Consider the following 15,386-nt stretch of genomic DNA (forward strand, 5'->3'; position numbering starts at 1 on the left):
CTGAACAGGCGTAACGCTGTCAGGGGCTTTCTGTTTGTCAGGACAATGTCGAGATCTTGCTAACACCCTTGCTAACACGGTGGCTCCCGGGTGGCTCCCCGTTATCCGCCGACGGCCTTGGCGAAGACGTCGGCAGCTGTGGCCGCCTGCTCGTGGATGACGTGGGCGTAGACGCGGAGCGTGATCGCCGGGTCGGCGTGGCCCAGACGGGCGGCGACGACGTGTACGGGGACGCCTGCCAGAAGCAGCGTGGTGGCGTGGATATGGCGGAGATCGTGCAGGCGGGCGTGAGGGAGCTGGGCCTTGGGGTTCTGCTTGTTGTGGGCCTCGATTAGCTTGGGCATCAGGGAACTCGGCGTGTCGGGGAAGAGCGGGTCTCCCCATCCGGTCGTGAACACGTAGGTGCCGCCGCCCTTCCATGACTGGCCGAGCTTGAGACGTTCCTCGTCCTGGCGGGCGCGGTGGGCCTTGAGAACCTTGACCGTGCTGGAGTCGAGGGAGACCACGCGGGAACGTCCGCTCTTGGTGGTGCCCTCGACGCGCTGGCGGTCGATCACGGCTGCGGAGCCGGTGATGTGGATCTGGGGCTTGTCCCAGTCGATGTCGGTCCAGCGGAGGTTGAGCAGTTCGCCGCGCCTGGCGCCTGTGTAGGCGGCCAGGTGGAAGAAGGCGAACAGCCGATGGGCGCGAGCGGTGTCGAGTAAGGCCCTGAGCTGTGCAGGGGTCCAAACCATGCCGGGTTCGGTGACTTGTCGTCGAGGTGGCCGTCGGCGACCCAGCGGACTTGTGCTGGTGCCCGGCGTCGAGGCTCGGTAAGTGATTCGGGACGAGATCCGGCGTTAGCGGGGTTGCCGCAGGCCAGCGGCATGGGGTGCGGCGGGCTGCGCATGAGGCGCTTAGCGCCGGATTCCGTTCGATCTCACAGCGCGATGATGTTCTACGTATCGCTATCGAGTGTTGCGGGTTGTAACGGTTGGCGCGCTTCGGTGACCGTTGCGTCTGAGTTGGTTCCGCATCGACCACATCGACACGTTCCTGGCGGTCCCGGCTGTTCGCCCTGTTCGACCTGCCCACCGACCTTCCCGCCATCTGACCGGGTGCCCTTCCGCACCGGGCCCGGTGCGGAAGGGGGGCGGGTCGCCGTGGGTCGAGGGCTCAGCTGGCCAGCTGCTTGGCGAGATCGACCATCTCGGGTACGTCCGACTGCATCCGGCCGGCCCCTCCGACCTGCTCGAGCGGGTAGCCGTTGATGAACACCATGATGTTCTCGGTGTCGGCGAGGCCGTCGTAGGCCTCGGCCAGCGCCGCGTTGATGCGCTCGACCATGGTGCGCTTGGCGTCGATGCTCGACAACTCGGGGGCCTCCAAGGTGGCGATCGGCCGGACCCGGGCGCCGAGGACACCGTCCTGGGCGTAGCTGCCGGCCGGGTACTCGCGCAGCCAGACCCGCACGTCGGGGACGTGGTAGGCCTCGTCGGCCGCCTTGGTCACCTCCTGGGCCAGCTCTTTCTTGGCGTTCTCCGACAGTCCCGGCGGGCCGTCGACGAAGATAATCGGCATGGCGGTGTCTCCTCCATTGGATGTGATCGGGTGTCGTCCCGCCGAGCGGCTCTTGGGGGACCGTCACCTAACCTTTCGCCTGACTCCAAGGGAACGTACGCCGGGCTACTAGAGAAAATCAAGTCAATTTGCAGGAGTTTGTAGAGCGGGTATGCTTGAGGAGTGAAATCTTACGGCCAGTACTGCGCGTTGGCGCGAGGGCTTGATGTCGTCGGCGACCGCTGGGTGCTGCTGATTGTGCGAGAGCTGCTCAATGGCCCTCGCCGCTACGGCGAGCTGACCCACGGGCTGCCGGGCATCGCCACCAACCTGCTCGCCGAACGGCTACGCACGATGCAAGCCAACGGGCTGATGGCCAAGACCGACGACGACCGCTACCAGCTCACTGAGTGGGGCGAGGGCCTGCACGAGGTGGTGTCCACCATCAGCCAGTGGGCCAGCCCTCTGATGGACCGCATCGCGGAGGGCGACACGTTTCGCGGCCACTGGATCGCCCATCCCGTCGCTGCCCTCTTCCCGGGCATCGACCCGACCCGCCCGGAGCTGACCATCGAGGTGCGTTGTGACGAAGAGCCCATGACCATCCGCTCGGCCAAAGGCCGAGTCAGCGTGCACCCCGGCCGGGCCGCCGCCCCTGATCTCGTCCTCACCGGCCCGCCCGACGCAGCAGTCGGGTTGCTCACCCACCGCATCGACTCAGCCGAGGCCAAGACCCGCGGGCTGGCCGTCACCGGCGACGTCCAGCTCCTACGCCGACTCCGACCGAACCTGCCTGGCGCGCGGCCCACACCAGCCGAGCCTGCCCGATAAGGGGATTGCGAACATGACCGACTTGGCACCCTTCGCAGACCTGGTAGCCCTCGACCACGGCCTCAGCGTCGTCGTCACGCTCCGAGCCGACCACACCCCACACACCACCGTCGTCAACGCCGGCGTCCTACCCCACCCCCTGACCGGTACCGACACGATCGGGTTCGTGACCGCGGACGGAACCCGCAAACTCGCCCACCTGCGCGCCAACCCCACCATCGCGGTCGTCGTCCGAGGTGGCTGGCAGTGGACCGCCGTCGAAGGCTCGGCCCAACTGATCGGACCCGACGACCCCCACCCCGATGTCAACGGCGAACAATTCCGGCTCCTGCTCCGCAACATCTTCACCGCAGCTGGTGGAACCCACGACGACTGGGCCACCTACGACCAAGTGATGCGCGACGAACGTCGAACCGCCGTCCTTGTCTCGCCCACCCGCGTCTACTCGAACCCAGCGTGACCACCTACACCCGCAACATCCCGCTCACCGACACCGGCGCCAAGCTCTCCAAATGAGCCTGTGATCGATAGTTGGCGGTTGTGATTGATCGGTGGCGGCCCTCTGAGAGACAACGCGAGCGGCAGTGCGACCCCCAGTTATAGATGGCGGTTCCCAGGTTTTGTTGGCGGCTGAGTGGTAGAGGTCGTGATCAGGTGGTGTCGATCGTCCTCGCCAGGGATGCGGCCAGCTTGCGGAGTTCGATCATGAGGCTGGTGTAGTGGGGGCCGGGACGGTCGCGCTGCATCCGCGACCAGATCGTATTCCGCCGGAGTCTCCAGGCGTGCTGGATTTCTGGGGGTTGGGCGGCCTCGATGGGACGCGGCGCGAAGTGATGCTCGCCTGCGGTGAGCTCGACCCAGACGAAGATGGAGGCGATCTGGCGTTTCCGGTCTCCGAGTTCGGGGCGTTGCGGGCCGGGGACGGGTGGAAGCCGTGTGATCAGGTCGTTCCAGGTGGGTTTGTCGATGGACCAGGTTTCGAGTGCTTGGCGCCGCCGCAGGTAGTTGATCAGCGGGGTTGTTGGCTCATCGAGCTCGGCCGCGAGGCTGTTCAGGCCCGCTTCGAAGGCGAGGGGGTCGGCCTGGCGTCTAGCGCCGCTGTGGACGTAACCAGCGCCGGAGTAGATCCGACCTTGCCGCGCGGTGTGTGTAACTGCGATCCCAAGGAATCCGGCGGCCTCGCCGAGCGAGCCGCCCGCGACCATCTGGACCAGCCGAAGCACCGCGGTGCGGCGGACGAAGACGGGGTTAACGTCGGCCAGCGGTGTGAAGTGGCGTTCGTACCACGCTTTGGGAAGCAGCGCGGGGATGTGTTCGGGGCCCCAGCGGTGCGGTCGGATGACCGGCTCGCGTCGGGCTTGGGGCTGGCCGCCAGCCTTGGTGAAGGCCTTCAGGAGTGGCTCGTAGGCGGTTCGCAGGCCTTCGGAGCACGGGGTCGTGGTCCGGGAAACGCGCAGTCCCCAAGGGGTTCGGCTTGCTCGCCGGGAGCTGGCGGGCAGCAGACTTCGCAGCTGTTCGCGGACCTCGTCCGGCCCACCGCTGCGCAGGACGCGGTCGGCAATGTGGGTGAGGCCGGCGCTCGCGGCGGCGTCCGCCGGTGGCGGGTCGAAGATGACCCGTGCCTTGATCGAAGGTGATCGGCGCTGCCGCTCAGCGGCATGTCTCTGCTGTGACTCGACGTGATGATCGATGGCGTTGGCAGTGTCGTCCGAGGGGCTGAGGTCACGGGCTGAGGGCCAGGTCGAGCAAACCAGCAGCGTCAGGGCTTGGAGATCGGTGAAGTAGAGGATGGGGTCGACTGGCCGGCCTGCACTGACGATCTGAGAGATGTCGTCGGGGTCGAGGAGATTGAGGATCTCGTGTTGGAGCGCGAGAAGGTCCGGGATGGCTGAGCGGCGGTTCGGGTTGTGGTCAAGTCGGCTGCCGCAGCAGATCGGCCGCGTCCGTCCGAGGCCGAACTCATCCGCTGCCCGGCATTGGGCTGGGTGAAGAGGAGCGGCCCGCATCGCGGGCAGTAGCACGTTGTGCGCTCCAGGTCTGCGGGCGTGGACGAGCTGGTGGCATTCGGGGCAACGGTGTTCGAGGAGCCGCTGGTGTTGCGTGCAGGCGAAGACGACGGGCAGGTGCCAGGTGCGGCGCCAGTGGCCGCCGAAGGCGTCCTGGATGGGTGAGCCGTCGCCGGCGAGGCAGTCCGGGCAGAACCGTGTTTCCGGTGCCAGGATCGACTGTTTGGTCACGAGTAGCCGGGCGGCCTCGTCTTTTGCTGTCTGGGTAGGGATCGGGTAGCGCTGTCGCAGTGTGGCCAGGCCGAGCCGGTCGACCTGATCGTGAGAGAGCCGGGTCATGCGCGCGAAGACTGTCTTGGTCTCGGCGGGGATCTCGGTCAACAGGTGCGCACCAGCGCGGGCGCCGCTGCGGCCGGCTGCCACCAGACCAGTCCGAGAGATGATCCGATCTGGTGAGAGGCCGAGCCGATAGGACAGGCGCAGGATGAAGCTGGACAGGGACTCATCGGGGAGCGGGATCAGGCTCCGGCCGAGCGGAGGCAGCGCGGGCATGCTCGGTCAGCTCGCGCTCTCGGCGGCGGGACTGCCGCGATCATCGAAGACGGTGTTGCGCGGCCTGGCCGGCTTGTTGGTCCGAGCGGCCGGTGCGGTGGGGATATCGGGGAGTTCTCCGGCGTCGGGGTCAAGGTCGGGAAGGTCGGCACGGCTGAGGGTCAGAGCATCGAGGAGATCGATGGTGATCCGCTCTGTTCCGGTTTCGATGGCATGGCGGCATCCGGCCTGGACGAGTTTCTTGACCAGGCCGACGATCCCGCCGGTGCGGCGGAACAGGTACTCGGGCATGGCGCCGTCGCTGAGCATGCCGTCGAAGGCGTGCAGGAGCCGGAGCTGCTGCTCGATGCCGACCAGGTGCGCGGTCCAGGCCTCGATTCCGGCGGGGGTGTCGTAGCTGAACCGGTCGAGGTCGAGCAGGTCGAACCGCAGGTCGGTCTGGCCAGGCGCGTCGTCGTTGCGAGATTTGCCGCGATCCTTGACCGGTGGGAACAGCCACTGCCCGGTCCGGGGATCTTTTCGGCCGTCGCGGAGCAGGCCGGAGCGGGGGATGCCGACTCCGACCAGGATGAGGGTGACGGGCAGGCTCATCAGCTCCCGGATAAGGTCCAGGACGTCCTGGTCGGCCTCGCGGTGGAGCTTCAATCGGGTGATGTCGTCCAGTACGAGGGCCTTTGTGCCGTGGTCGTAGATCGCGTTCTTCACCGTGCGGATCAGGTCCTCCTGCCGCATGCCCTTGTAGTCCTCGCCGAAGAAGTCCAGGATGCGTTGGCAGGTCGAGATCGGGGTGGCCTTCACCGGGGTGCGGACGTAGGCGACGGGCGCGTGCTGGTCGAGCGTGCCGGGGAGCGCGTCGGGGTTCTGGGCGTAGAGAGCCAGCCACTCATCTTCGAACGAGGCGATGACCTCGCAGATCGTCTCGGTCTTGCCTTGACAGCCGCCGCCGTTGATCATCACGCCGGGGCGGGTGTCCGGGCCGTGGTTGAAGGCGTTGTCCTCGATCAGCGCCCTAACCTTCCAGGAGACGAACGCGCTCATCGGCGTCTCCTGGATGATCAGGTTGGCGTGGGTGGCGATGCGGTGCAGGTCGTGCAACCGCCGCTGCCTGGGTGTCATCCGCGCATAGTCCTCGGCGGTGATGAGCGGGGCGGGCACGGAGCCGCGGCGCGTGAGCCGCCACCGGTTCCAGCCCTGCCAGACGGTGCGGTCCGGGACCTGGCCGGGCAGGAACAGCGCGGGGCTGCTGCCGGTCACCGGCCTGCCTCACCGGCAGAGGTGTCGCGGTCTTCGACCTGGTCATCCTCATCGGGGATGAGCAACAGGCTGGTGCGGCGGATCCGGTCGCCCAGAGCGGCGGGTGCCGCTGGCCGCCGCGGCACTGCCTGTTCACGGCGGTGCCGTCGTTCGTCGTCGAGTGCGGTCTGAGCCTGGCGTGCGCGGTCAGGCCAGCGCAGCGGAACGACGCTGCCCAGATCGGATTCTTCTGCGGTGGCGGAAGGCCGGTCGGCGGCCGCTGCGTCGCTTTGGGCGACCTCGCGGGCCTGGTCCTTCTTCTGCTGCTTGGTCAGCTGGGCCGGCCACCGGTCGACTGGGACATGAGCGCCCAGGAGCCTCAACAGCAGCGGGAGGAGTTCGGCGTCGGACTTGGGCTTCAGGCCCTGCGCTTTGGCCTCGCGCAGCAGTTCGGTGACCCGAGCGTCGTTGAAGGAGGGAACCTTGCCTTCCTCCGGCAGGCCGGTCCATCGCAGCTCGTGCCACTGGTGTTCGGTGTCTTGGAAGAACACCGTGCGGGCGTCGCGCCGGTCGCTGCGGATCACCCAGGACCGCTTGTGCTCACCACCGCGGGTGGAGACCATCCCGCGCAGGTCGTCCAGGGCCGGGCCGTCATACCACAGTCCCCGGATCTTGACCCCGCGCTTGTTGTGGATCTTCACGTGGTGGGCTGGGAGCAGTTCGTAGTAGAGCTCGGGCCGCGGAATCTCAAGGGAGAAACCGCCCTGGGCCATGGACGCGGCGAACAGCGTGTTCGGGCTGTGGTCCCCTCCGGGGTCCCAGGATGGCCCGTACTCACCGAATTTGCGGTTCTGCCATACCTGGACGATCCAGGTCGCGACCAGATGCTCGATCTCGGCCAGCGTCAGGACGGCGTCGCCCTGCGGGTCAGCGCCGCGATCGGCGACGTCCACTCCCCGAAATCCTGGCAGTTGCTCGAACAGCAGCGACTGGATCGCGCCGAAGGCCCGCTCGCAAGCCTGTTTGTCCGTTGGGCGCATGACCCTCGAGGGGAGGATGTTCGCGCCGATCACCCGCTGAACTTCGACCAGGTGGTGGTTCTTATAGACGGATCCATGGTCGGTGGTGACCGTCTCGACCGGGAAGAACGGCAACCCGGCGACTTCGTAGCCGGCCAGCTCGGTGACGAGGCTCTTGGGGATGCCGGGGTAGGGCCAGGCCATCTCCGGGCCCCAGCCGTCGCGCATCGGCAGCGGGGTCATCACATCGCGCAGCAGCATCGCCACGTCCACCGACTTCTCCGAGACCAAGGTGATCCGGAATGCGATCAGCGAATGGGTGTAGCAGTCCAAGGCAAGGCTGAGATGCGCCTCGACCGGCTCGCTGAACACGTTTTCGCGGACCAGAACCGGCAGCGGAGTGGTGTCCAACGCCACGGCCTGGCCCGGCCGGTGGATCACCACATGCTCGCCCGTCGCGTTCGCCTCAGCCTCGGCAGCCGAACGCGCATACCGCTGCCGGGAGCCACCCGGCCCGAACCATTCCCGCCAGACCAGCCGGAGCGTTTCCGAAGACGGGATCGCGACCTGCTCGCCGTATTTCTCGCGCACGTACTGGTGAATCTTCTTCTCCCGGCTGGCCATGCTGATCCTCGAGCCGTGCAGACAGACCGCACGAACCGCGTAGATCGCCTCGCGGACCGGCTCACTGATCCGATGCCCGGTGCACTCGCGCAGCCACCGGTCATCCGCGCAGCCCATCACCCCCCACCGGTAGTAGCGACTCGCCCACCGCTCCAAAGTCCTCAGGCTGACCCTGCCCAGGCCGAGCATCCGGGCGTGCTCAGGCTCCCGCTCACGCAACTGCGCGAGTTCGGCCACCTTCGCCCGGCGCCGGTCGGTCACCAGCGGAACGAGCCCCGGATCGTATTGCGGCCGTGGCTCGTCTGGGCCGTGCCGGAACGGGTCTCCGCTGCGAAAGCCGGTCTCGACCTCCAGCAGATGCGCCAGTCGCAGCTCAAGCAGCCGCTGCTGTTGTTTGGTCAGGTCCTTCCAGGTCGCCGGTTGCCGACCTCGTGCCGCGGCGGGAAGCCGCGGCAGCGACCTGGTGGAGACCCGGCAGTCCCGATGATGCATCAACGCGGCGATGGTGGTCTGCCGCGTCCGCCCGTCCGATCTGCCGACCGCGCGGAGCGTCACTTTCCCCCAGTAGGGCTCAAGTCGCTCCACCTGCCAAGATTCACCGTTCATGACCAGTTCGCAGCCCTCGGCCAACTCCAGCGTCGCCGATTTCATCGGTCGCCGCCTCGGCCAGTGTGGACCAGGCTCTGATCGTTCAACGGAATGGCCAGATTGATGCCCAGCCGCCGGGTCCAGATCAGGTGCAGCGCCTGCGCCCGGGCCATCGCAGGCACCTTGATCTGCTCCACCAGCGCGCCGAACGGCACTGGCCCGTCCCTGACCACCGCCAGCAGTGCGGTCTGCAGGCCCAGTGGGTCGCTCAACGACCGCCGCTGGGAGGAGATGGTGTCGAGTGTCGTCTGGACGTGCGGTCGCCAGTCAGCCGCCACCGCATACCGCCACCCGCAAGACAGCGCGACCTCAGCGGCGGCCGCGAACCGTACCCTGTCCTCCGCCTTGATCCGGCCGCCCGGACGAACGTCGATCAACCACGATCCGCTTCGAGTCACGGCAAGGAAGTCAGGGATGTGCTCGCCCAGCCCGTCGATCGTGCTGAAGGCCAGCCGGAACGGCTGAGCCAACACCTCGACCACGTCGCCCGCGAAGTCCAACGCCAGCAGCACCCGCTGCTCGGCATGGCTCTCGAAGCCGTGATGGCGACCCGTACTCACCATGAACTGCAGCCCTGGCCGATGGTGCTGCGAGGTCCGCCACGAGAACCGGCGCACCGGCCGAGCGCCATGGACCGGCATCGCCGCCAGATCCCGCACCGGACAGACCACCGGCCCGCCTTCGAACCTCCAGCGCGCCGTCCACTGCCGAGACCAGCCCTCCCCCAACGCCAGCGTTTCCCGCCCGCCGCCAAGGTCATCGCCGCCCGCCAGCAACTCCGCCCATCCGCACCGGTCCGACCACACCACCGAAACGTCACCAATGGTCACTCAGCAACCACACCATGCTGCCGCGCGGGCCGGTCACACACTCCCGGCCGTTGATCCCGAATCGAAATCAACGATCAGCCTTGAGCACGGTGTCACTCGGATCTCAGAGCGGGCATCCATGTGCAGCGGGTGCTACCCACCCGACCCATCAAGATCGTGTACGCACCCGCCAACAAACCTGGGAAACCCCACAACCCCGCAGATCGACCGGCTCACAGCCGCCATCTATAACTGGGAGTCGCACCAACTATCGATCACCTCACCGAGGGTTCAGGATCTCGATGATCCGGAGGAACCCGTCGCTGCCGTAGCCCCGTCCGATGGCGCGGCGCGCCAGGCCTTCGGCCGCACGCATCACGCCCGCGTCGATGCCATGGGCCTCGGAGGTGTGGACGATATGGGCCATGGACGACACCGCCGAGGTGATCGGGTTGCCCTCGCCGGAGAACCTGCTGTTGTCCACATCCTCCGCGCCCAGCTCGAAGAGCGGCGGAAGGATCGCGCCGATGCCCTTGGCGAACGGCGCCAGCTCCTGCGCGCTGACCCCCTCAGCTCTTGCCACCGCCAGCGCGTGCGCATAACCAGCCATCGCGGTCCAGAAGATGTCGAGCAACGCGATGTCGTAGGCAGCCGCCCGGCCGATGTCCTCACCCAGGTGGGTGTGGGTGCCACCCAGAGCGTCCAGCACCGGCCGGTGCTCGCGGTAAAGCTCCTCTGAGCCGCTGTGGAGGAACACCCCGGCCGGTGTTCCGATGGTCGGGGTCGGCGTCATGATCGCACCGTCCAGATACCCGATGCCGTGCTCGGCCGCCCAAGCCGCGGCGTCCCGGGCCCGGGCCGGGGTGTCGGCGGTCAGGTTCACGACCGTGCGCCCCTTGAGCGCGTCGGCGACCGGGCCGCTGCGCACAATGGCGTCCACCGCGTCATAGTTCACCACGCAGACCACGCTCAACCTGCTTGCGGCGACCGCCTCTTCGGGCGATGGAGCGCCGACCGCGCCCCGCTCAACCAACTCCCGTTCCTTGCCCGGCGTTCGGTTCCAGACCGTGGTCAGCATGCCGGCATCCAGGAAGGCACCGACCAGGGCCCGGCCCATCGGCCCCAGGCCGAGCACGGTAACGGCAGACTGTTCAGTGTGCGAGGTCATGCCTCAACTCCTCGACAATTAGCAAACGATAACGGTGATGAAGGGGATGACGATGACGCGCAGCCGTGCCCAGGACCCGAACGTCTGCGGAGTGACCGCCGCGATTGCCGTGATCGACGGCAAGTGGAAGACGATATTGCTCTGGCTCCTGGAATCCGGTCCGCACCGCCCCGGTGAGCTACGCCGGCGACTGCCGGGCCTCACCGAGAAAGTGCTGACTCAGACGCTGCGGGAGATGGAGGCCGACGGACTGGTCCACCGAGAGGTGCACGATGTGCGACCGCTGAAGACCGTGTACTCCCTGACCTCGTTCGGCCGTGAGCTCTCCGAAGCGCTGGCACCGCTTTCCGAGTGGGGCCATCGCCGCCTGGAGAAGCTGGCCGAGTCGCAACCGGTCTCCTGAAACACCGCCAACCTCCCCATCTCATCTGGATGTGAGGGCCCCTTCGGCCCGCACGACCAAGCTTCAGGCCGCCCTGGCCCGGTCGACAAGTACCCACAAAAAGGTGGCTACCGAAGGTGGCGCGGAGTACTGGTGCAGCTGCCCAACTATCAGTCACAGGCTCACCCACGGCCCCATCAAGATCGTGTACGCACCCGCCAAGAAAACCTGGGGACTCCCGCCAACAAAACCTGGGAAACCGCACAATCCCGCGGATCGACCAGCGCACAGCCGCCACCTATAACTGGGGGTCGCAGGCAGGCCCCCGACCCCGCCGCTCGCGCAGACAAGAATGTGACCGCTCCGAGATCCCTGCTCGGCTACGTCGGCTTACGGTGATTTGCCAGGGAACACCACCTGGATCACCTGCGCTTGGCGTACCGGCCTCGCCTCTTCACCAGCGCGGACGCACCGCACGCCTGCACGACCCCATCCCCTTGCCAAGGCGGTAACCGTTCAGCCTGCTCGGTTCAGCTGGGCTGCAATGCCATCGGCGAGATCGGCAGGCTGCCACCCGTGGTCCGCGCCGGGGATCTCGGCCCGCTCGGCGCGGGCCAAGGACGCGATGATGGAGTCGGCGGCGTCGGAGAAGAACGGGAACGCCGTCGTGCCGAGCAGCACGACGGTCGGTGCCGTGATCCCCGCCCACAGCAGTGCGCGTGGCGCGGACTGCGCCCAGGCCAACACCTCGGCGTCCGCCTGCACACTTGGAGCCATACGCTCGAACAACGGCCACTGCGGTCCGCTCCGCATGTCCTCGAACCACTCGGGCGGCATCCCGTCCATGAACCGGCGGAGGGTGCCCTCCCGGTCCCCGACGGCGACCCGCTCCTTGATCTCGGCGAGGAACTCGGCCCCGTCCGAGCCTTCCTCTTCCCCTAGCGGCACTTCCCACAGCACCAGTCGCTCGACCCCCGGGATGGCCGCCGCCGCTGCCAACGCGATGGCGCCGCCGGAGGAACTGCCGTACAGCGACGCGCGTCCCCCCAGCACCTCGACCAGCGCACGAAGCGCCGCCACCTCCCCGGCGAGCGTGAATGGCGGCTCGCCGCCGCTGTCACCCCGGCCGGGCCGGTCGTAGTGCACGACGTCGCAACCCCTGGAGGCCAGCTCGGTCGTCAAAGCCCGGGTGGGCGGGTCGACCGCACGGAACTGCCCGGCGCCCCCGATCAGGATCAGCGGCCGACCGCTTCCCTCCCGGTCGTAGGCGATCCGCACGCCGTCCGCAGTCTCCACGAACTCGGTCATCTGTCTCCCTTTTCTCTCGGGTCGAGCGAGCCCACCCCTCCAAGGTGGATCGGTACTCCGGAAGTAGAGACTCCCGACAGGAGGCGATCTCATCGGTCGCCGCGTTACCGGCAGCGATGAGTGGGCCACCGGGTCGCCGGAAGGCGTGCTCCGCCTGGCGCTTGGCCTAGTGTGCGATAATCTCCATTTTTGTCCGATCTAGGGAGGCCGCCGTGGCAATTTCGTTCGCTTATACGCCCGACTCCGAAGATAGAAGGTTAGAGGTTAGATCGGCTTCGATCTCCTTGTCGGGCCTTGCTGCTGGACGATGTTGATCCCGAGCGGTGATCAGGATGTGAGGGAAAGTCCGCGGGCACCCGCCCGTGCGGGGGCCGAAGGCAAGCCCAGAGCAGGGTCCACGGCACTGCGACAGCAGGTGGCAGTCGGCATTCATGGCCAACACTCCTTGTCCGCCGACGTAGCGTCGACATGTATCCGCAACATGCTGGAATGCGCGACGACGGAGACGTCGGTCAGGAAGGTCAACGCTGCGGAATCGGTCAATGACGGATGGCCAGCTCTCGGTGCTACCGCGGGATCAGTGGGCCGCTGATCTCGGAGGCGGTTGATGGGACAGAGGCTGCGCTCACGTAGGCGATCGGGCCGCCGGACGTGGATTTGAGGCGCTTGCCGAGAAGGAGTTCGGCGATTCGCAGGTCGTCGGCTGTGCCGGTCGTGATCATGTTGATGGCCTGGTCGAGGTCGCTGATGTAGCCGGCGAGTCTCGCGTCGAAACGATGGCGGATCAAATCATCGTCGGTCAGTTTGGTGTCCCAGCTGCTCAGCCCCGTTAGTACGGCGACGACGAATCCGCCGAGCGTCACCGGGAGAATGCCAGCCTGGGCAATCTTTTCCGGCCTGCCCACCCACCATCCGCGCAGCGCCTCTAACAGGTCTGAAGGTGCCAAGTCAGCATGAAAGCCGATGAAGGGGCGATCTTCATCTGGGACGTGCTTCGCCACGTCGACGCGCAACACTGCCATCGTGGCGTTACCCGTTGTCGTTGGCAGGAGGTGATGTAGCGCTACAGCGGAGCGAGCCCCGATTCGTTGCGCCACGTCCGTAGGGATGACCAGCTTGCCGCCGTGTCGACCGTCCGCAGGAAGCAAACCCGCAGCCGCGATCTTCTGCAGAGCGGCGAAGGGGAGGTTGGAGCGGACGGCGGCTTGCCGCAGGGTGATGAGGGTCATGGGCTGGTGAGGTCATCTCTCGAGTCGCTGCGTTGGCCAGAACTGCAGTCGGTAGGTCTCCAACCCTTTGGGAGGTCGTCCCCTGGAATAGCGGGCACCGGGGCCAGGGCGGACGCTTGCGCGAACGAGCCAGCTGCGAGCCTGATCACCCAAGTCAATGATCTTGCCCCTCTGACCACGGCGTCCGGCACCCAACGAGGGCGATCGCTCCGCCCGAAAAGCGGAAGGTCGGCAGTTCGACCCTGCCCCTGACCACATCCTTTGAACTGCGAAAACGCCCGAGCCGAGTGCGGCCGGTGCGTCCTTCATTTGTTTGAGGACAGCGCCCAGAATGCCATGCCAAGCCGACGGCCGGATCGGAGAGTCCCGACCCGGCCGTCCTCATCGTTGTTATGGCAAGGCGACGAACTGCTGGAGGAAATTCCGGGCGCTGTCGCTGTCGGTGCGGTACACCACGTTGGTGGCGTAGCAGGGAATGTCACCAGTGATCGTCGTTGCCGCGAGCACCAGCTTGCCGTCGAGGGTGATGAAGTTTGGGCCGCCGGAGTCGCCATAGCAGGCGCCACCGAGCTCGCGGCTCTCGTTCATCGCGAGACGAACCCAGGTCTTGTTGAGGGCGTTGAAGTCGACCGGCGCCTTCATCCGTACACCGCCACCCGGATGGCTATGCCCGCCAGGCCCGTTCACCGCCTCCTGGGAGCCGTACCCCATGACCTGCCATTCCTCGGCGTCGAGCGCGCGTGAGCCGAGTTCGGATAGCTGGTTGTGGCGTGGCAGGGTGGCGGGGACGAAGGGCCACCGCTGCGAGAGTTCTGCAGTCTGGTCCTCATTGAGCTTGATGACAGCGATGTCGTGGCTGTCTGCTTGGTTGCCGGGGTAGGCCGGATCGGAGTGCGCGACGCCCTGGACACCGACTCGTTCGGCGATCTGCTCGGGCGTCCCGCCGAGGGCGTTCGAAGCATCGATCGCGCCCTGCACATCCTGGGCGAGGGAGACGTAGAACTTGGTGCCGGCCGGCCGGCCGACGGTGCAGTGGGCGGCGGTGAGGAAAACGCCCGGGGAGATCATGGTGCCTGTGCAGCTCCATCGGACGGCGTCCGGCGTGGCGGGGTTGTTGTCGCGGTCAGACAGTACGACGAGCGCTCCAACCTCGGTACGCTCGGGAGCCGGCTTCGCGTTGTACGAGTTGATCGCCGAAGCGGGTGCGGCGGTGCTGAGCATGACCGCTGCGGTGATGGCGGCAAGTGACGCAAGTAAAGCTGGACGGCCCACGTCTTTCTCCAGTGTATGAGGGAGATCGGGATGCCAGTAGCTGATCACATGGCCCAGAAAAAGGGAAGATCCTCGAGTCGCCAGCGGCCTAGCCTCCGGCGACGCGGGGATCTCCCGCAGCGCACGCTTCTACGAGACTCGGCGCGCATGAGCTAGCAGGTGTCGGCGCGGTAGATTTCGGCGCAGGCGGGGCAGCGGGGGCGCAGCGAGTCTTGCACGGGATCCGCAGGACGCCGCCGGGCTCGGTGAGCGGGGGACGGGCCGCCCGGCGCACGATCTGCATCGACCGGCGGACATGGCACGAGCGGAAGCACCATGCGGACCACGTCGTCACGGACGTGCTCCAGGCGATGGAGATCCTGCACGCACTGGAGAGCTGCGTTGTACAGCAGTCGCGTACAGCAACACCGTCACACGCGACCGCCCGGTAGCGACCCGCATCCACCGCTTTACCAGGCTGGGAGACCGCTGACGAGGCATCTGCCCTTCCCTACGGATCAGAAGGTTACGGGTTCGAGTCCTCTCGGCCGCGCACAACGAAAGCTCAGATCATCACCCGATGACCTGGGCTTTCTTGCGTTTGGATCAGCTTTCGATGTCCAGTGGTGTCTGGACAGGCAGGCGTGCCGCAGGTCGTACGTGCGCCGTGAGGCGCTGTGAGTTGAGTGGAGGTGAAAGACCTTCACCGCTGACCCTGTCGCAGCAGGGAGGCGGAGCTGAGGGCAGCCTGATCCGGGTGGTGCCGGGGAGGGTGGGAGCAGCCCTG

Annotated in this window: 14 protein-coding genes and 1 pseudogene; 4 read left to right on the forward strand and 11 right to left on the reverse strand. The window is 66.8% G+C overall.

The window, feature by feature from the left end; translation table 11 throughout:
- Positions 1 to 101: 101 nt before the first annotated feature.
- Both ITP53_RS30640 and ITP53_RS30645 read right to left on the reverse strand, forming a co-directional pair.
- Positions 102 to 734, reverse strand: coding sequence for a site-specific integrase (locus ITP53_RS30640; protein WP_195898934.1), 633 nt, complete (start codon positions 732 to 734; stop codon positions 102 to 104).
- Positions 735 to 1,155: 421 nt separating this feature from the next.
- Positions 1,156 to 1,560 (reverse strand): tautomerase family protein, encoded by a 405-nt coding sequence (locus tag ITP53_RS30645; RefSeq protein ID WP_195898935.1) that lies wholly within the window; start codon positions 1,558 to 1,560, stop codon positions 1,156 to 1,158.
- A gap of 162 nt (positions 1,561 to 1,722) precedes the next feature.
- Here ITP53_RS30645 and ITP53_RS30650 point away from each other — a divergent pair, with 162 nt between their 5' ends.
- Positions 1,723 to 2,370, forward strand: a complete 648-nt coding sequence (locus ITP53_RS30650) for a winged helix-turn-helix transcriptional regulator (RefSeq protein WP_195898936.1) — start codon at positions 1,723 to 1,725, stop codon at positions 2,368 to 2,370.
- Positions 2,371 to 2,383: 13 nt separating this feature from the next.
- Positions 2,384 to 2,830 carry a TIGR03618 family F420-dependent PPOX class oxidoreductase gene (locus ITP53_RS30655; RefSeq protein ID WP_195898937.1) on the forward strand — a complete coding sequence of 149 codons (447 nt, stop codon included), beginning with the start codon at positions 2,384 to 2,386 and terminating at the stop codon, positions 2,828 to 2,830.
- A gap of 190 nt (positions 2,831 to 3,020) precedes the next feature.
- On the opposite strand, the gene ITP53_RS30660 is transcribed toward ITP53_RS30655, so the two are convergent.
- Entirely contained in the window at positions 3,021 to 4,391 is a 1,371-nt protein-coding gene (locus ITP53_RS30660; RefSeq protein ID WP_236051345.1) for a hypothetical protein, read from the reverse strand.
- A 24-nt stretch (positions 4,392 to 4,415) separates the two neighbouring features.
- Here ITP53_RS30660 and ITP53_RS59510 point away from each other — a divergent pair, with 24 nt between their 5' ends.
- Positions 4,416 to 4,541: a hypothetical protein gene (locus ITP53_RS59510; RefSeq protein ID WP_268961186.1), complete on the forward strand. Its 126-nt coding sequence runs from the start codon at positions 4,416 to 4,418 to the stop codon at positions 4,539 to 4,541.
- Here ITP53_RS59510 and ITP53_RS61305 read toward each other — a convergent pair.
- The 5 genes and pseudogenes from ITP53_RS61305 to ITP53_RS30680 all read right to left on the reverse strand — a co-directional run.
- Positions 4,512 to 4,928 (reverse strand): annotated as a pseudogene (locus tag ITP53_RS61305) (TniQ family protein); the annotation flags it as partial. The gene ITP53_RS59510 and the pseudogene ITP53_RS61305 overlap by 30 nt on opposite strands.
- 6 nt (positions 4,929 to 4,934) lie before the next feature.
- Positions 4,935 to 6,182, reverse strand: a complete 1,248-nt coding sequence (locus tag ITP53_RS30665; RefSeq protein ID WP_195898939.1) for an AAA family ATPase — start codon at positions 6,180 to 6,182, stop codon at positions 4,935 to 4,937.
- Positions 6,179 to 8,455, reverse strand: a complete 2,277-nt coding sequence (locus tag ITP53_RS30670; RefSeq protein WP_195898940.1) for a transposase — start codon at positions 8,453 to 8,455, stop codon at positions 6,179 to 6,181. Before ITP53_RS30670 ends, ITP53_RS30665 begins: the two co-directional genes overlap by 4 nt.
- Positions 8,452 to 9,228 (reverse strand): TnsA-like heteromeric transposase endonuclease subunit, encoded by a 777-nt coding sequence (locus ITP53_RS30675; RefSeq protein WP_207756617.1) that lies wholly within the window; start codon positions 9,226 to 9,228, stop codon positions 8,452 to 8,454. Before ITP53_RS30675 ends, ITP53_RS30670 begins: the two co-directional genes overlap by 4 nt.
- Before the next feature lie 313 nt (positions 9,229 to 9,541).
- Positions 9,542 to 10,396: an NAD(P)-dependent oxidoreductase gene (locus ITP53_RS30680; RefSeq protein ID WP_328816286.1), complete on the reverse strand. Its 855-nt coding sequence runs from the start codon at positions 10,394 to 10,396 to the stop codon at positions 9,542 to 9,544.
- A gap of 70 nt (positions 10,397 to 10,466) precedes the next feature.
- Here ITP53_RS30680 and ITP53_RS30685 point away from each other — a divergent pair, with 70 nt between their 5' ends.
- Positions 10,467 to 10,832 carry a winged helix-turn-helix transcriptional regulator gene (locus tag ITP53_RS30685; RefSeq protein ID WP_407941329.1) on the forward strand — a complete coding sequence of 122 codons (366 nt, stop codon included), beginning with the start codon at positions 10,467 to 10,469 and terminating at the stop codon, positions 10,830 to 10,832.
- 495 nt (positions 10,833 to 11,327) lie between these two features.
- On the opposite strand, the gene ITP53_RS30690 is transcribed toward ITP53_RS30685, so the two are convergent.
- The 3 genes from ITP53_RS30690 to ITP53_RS30700 form a co-directional block, all read right to left on the reverse strand.
- A complete protein-coding gene (locus tag ITP53_RS30690; protein WP_195898943.1) occupies positions 11,328 to 12,119 on the reverse strand; it encodes an alpha/beta fold hydrolase in 792 nt (263 codons plus the stop codon).
- Between the two features lie 566 nt (positions 12,120 to 12,685).
- Positions 12,686 to 13,348: a hypothetical protein gene (locus tag ITP53_RS56275; RefSeq protein WP_207756618.1), complete on the reverse strand. Its 663-nt coding sequence runs from the start codon at positions 13,346 to 13,348 to the stop codon at positions 12,686 to 12,688.
- Positions 13,349 to 13,738: 390 nt separating this feature from the next.
- Positions 13,739 to 14,668: a trypsin-like serine protease gene (locus ITP53_RS30700; RefSeq protein ID WP_207756619.1), complete on the reverse strand. Its 930-nt coding sequence runs from the start codon at positions 14,666 to 14,668 to the stop codon at positions 13,739 to 13,741.
- Between the last annotated feature and the right edge of the window lie 718 nt (positions 14,669 to 15,386).

Origin of the sequence: Nonomuraea cypriaca (genome assembly GCF_015645445.1) — a bacterium.
GTDB lineage: Bacteria > Actinomycetota > Actinomycetes > Streptosporangiales > Streptosporangiaceae > Nonomuraea > Nonomuraea cypriaca.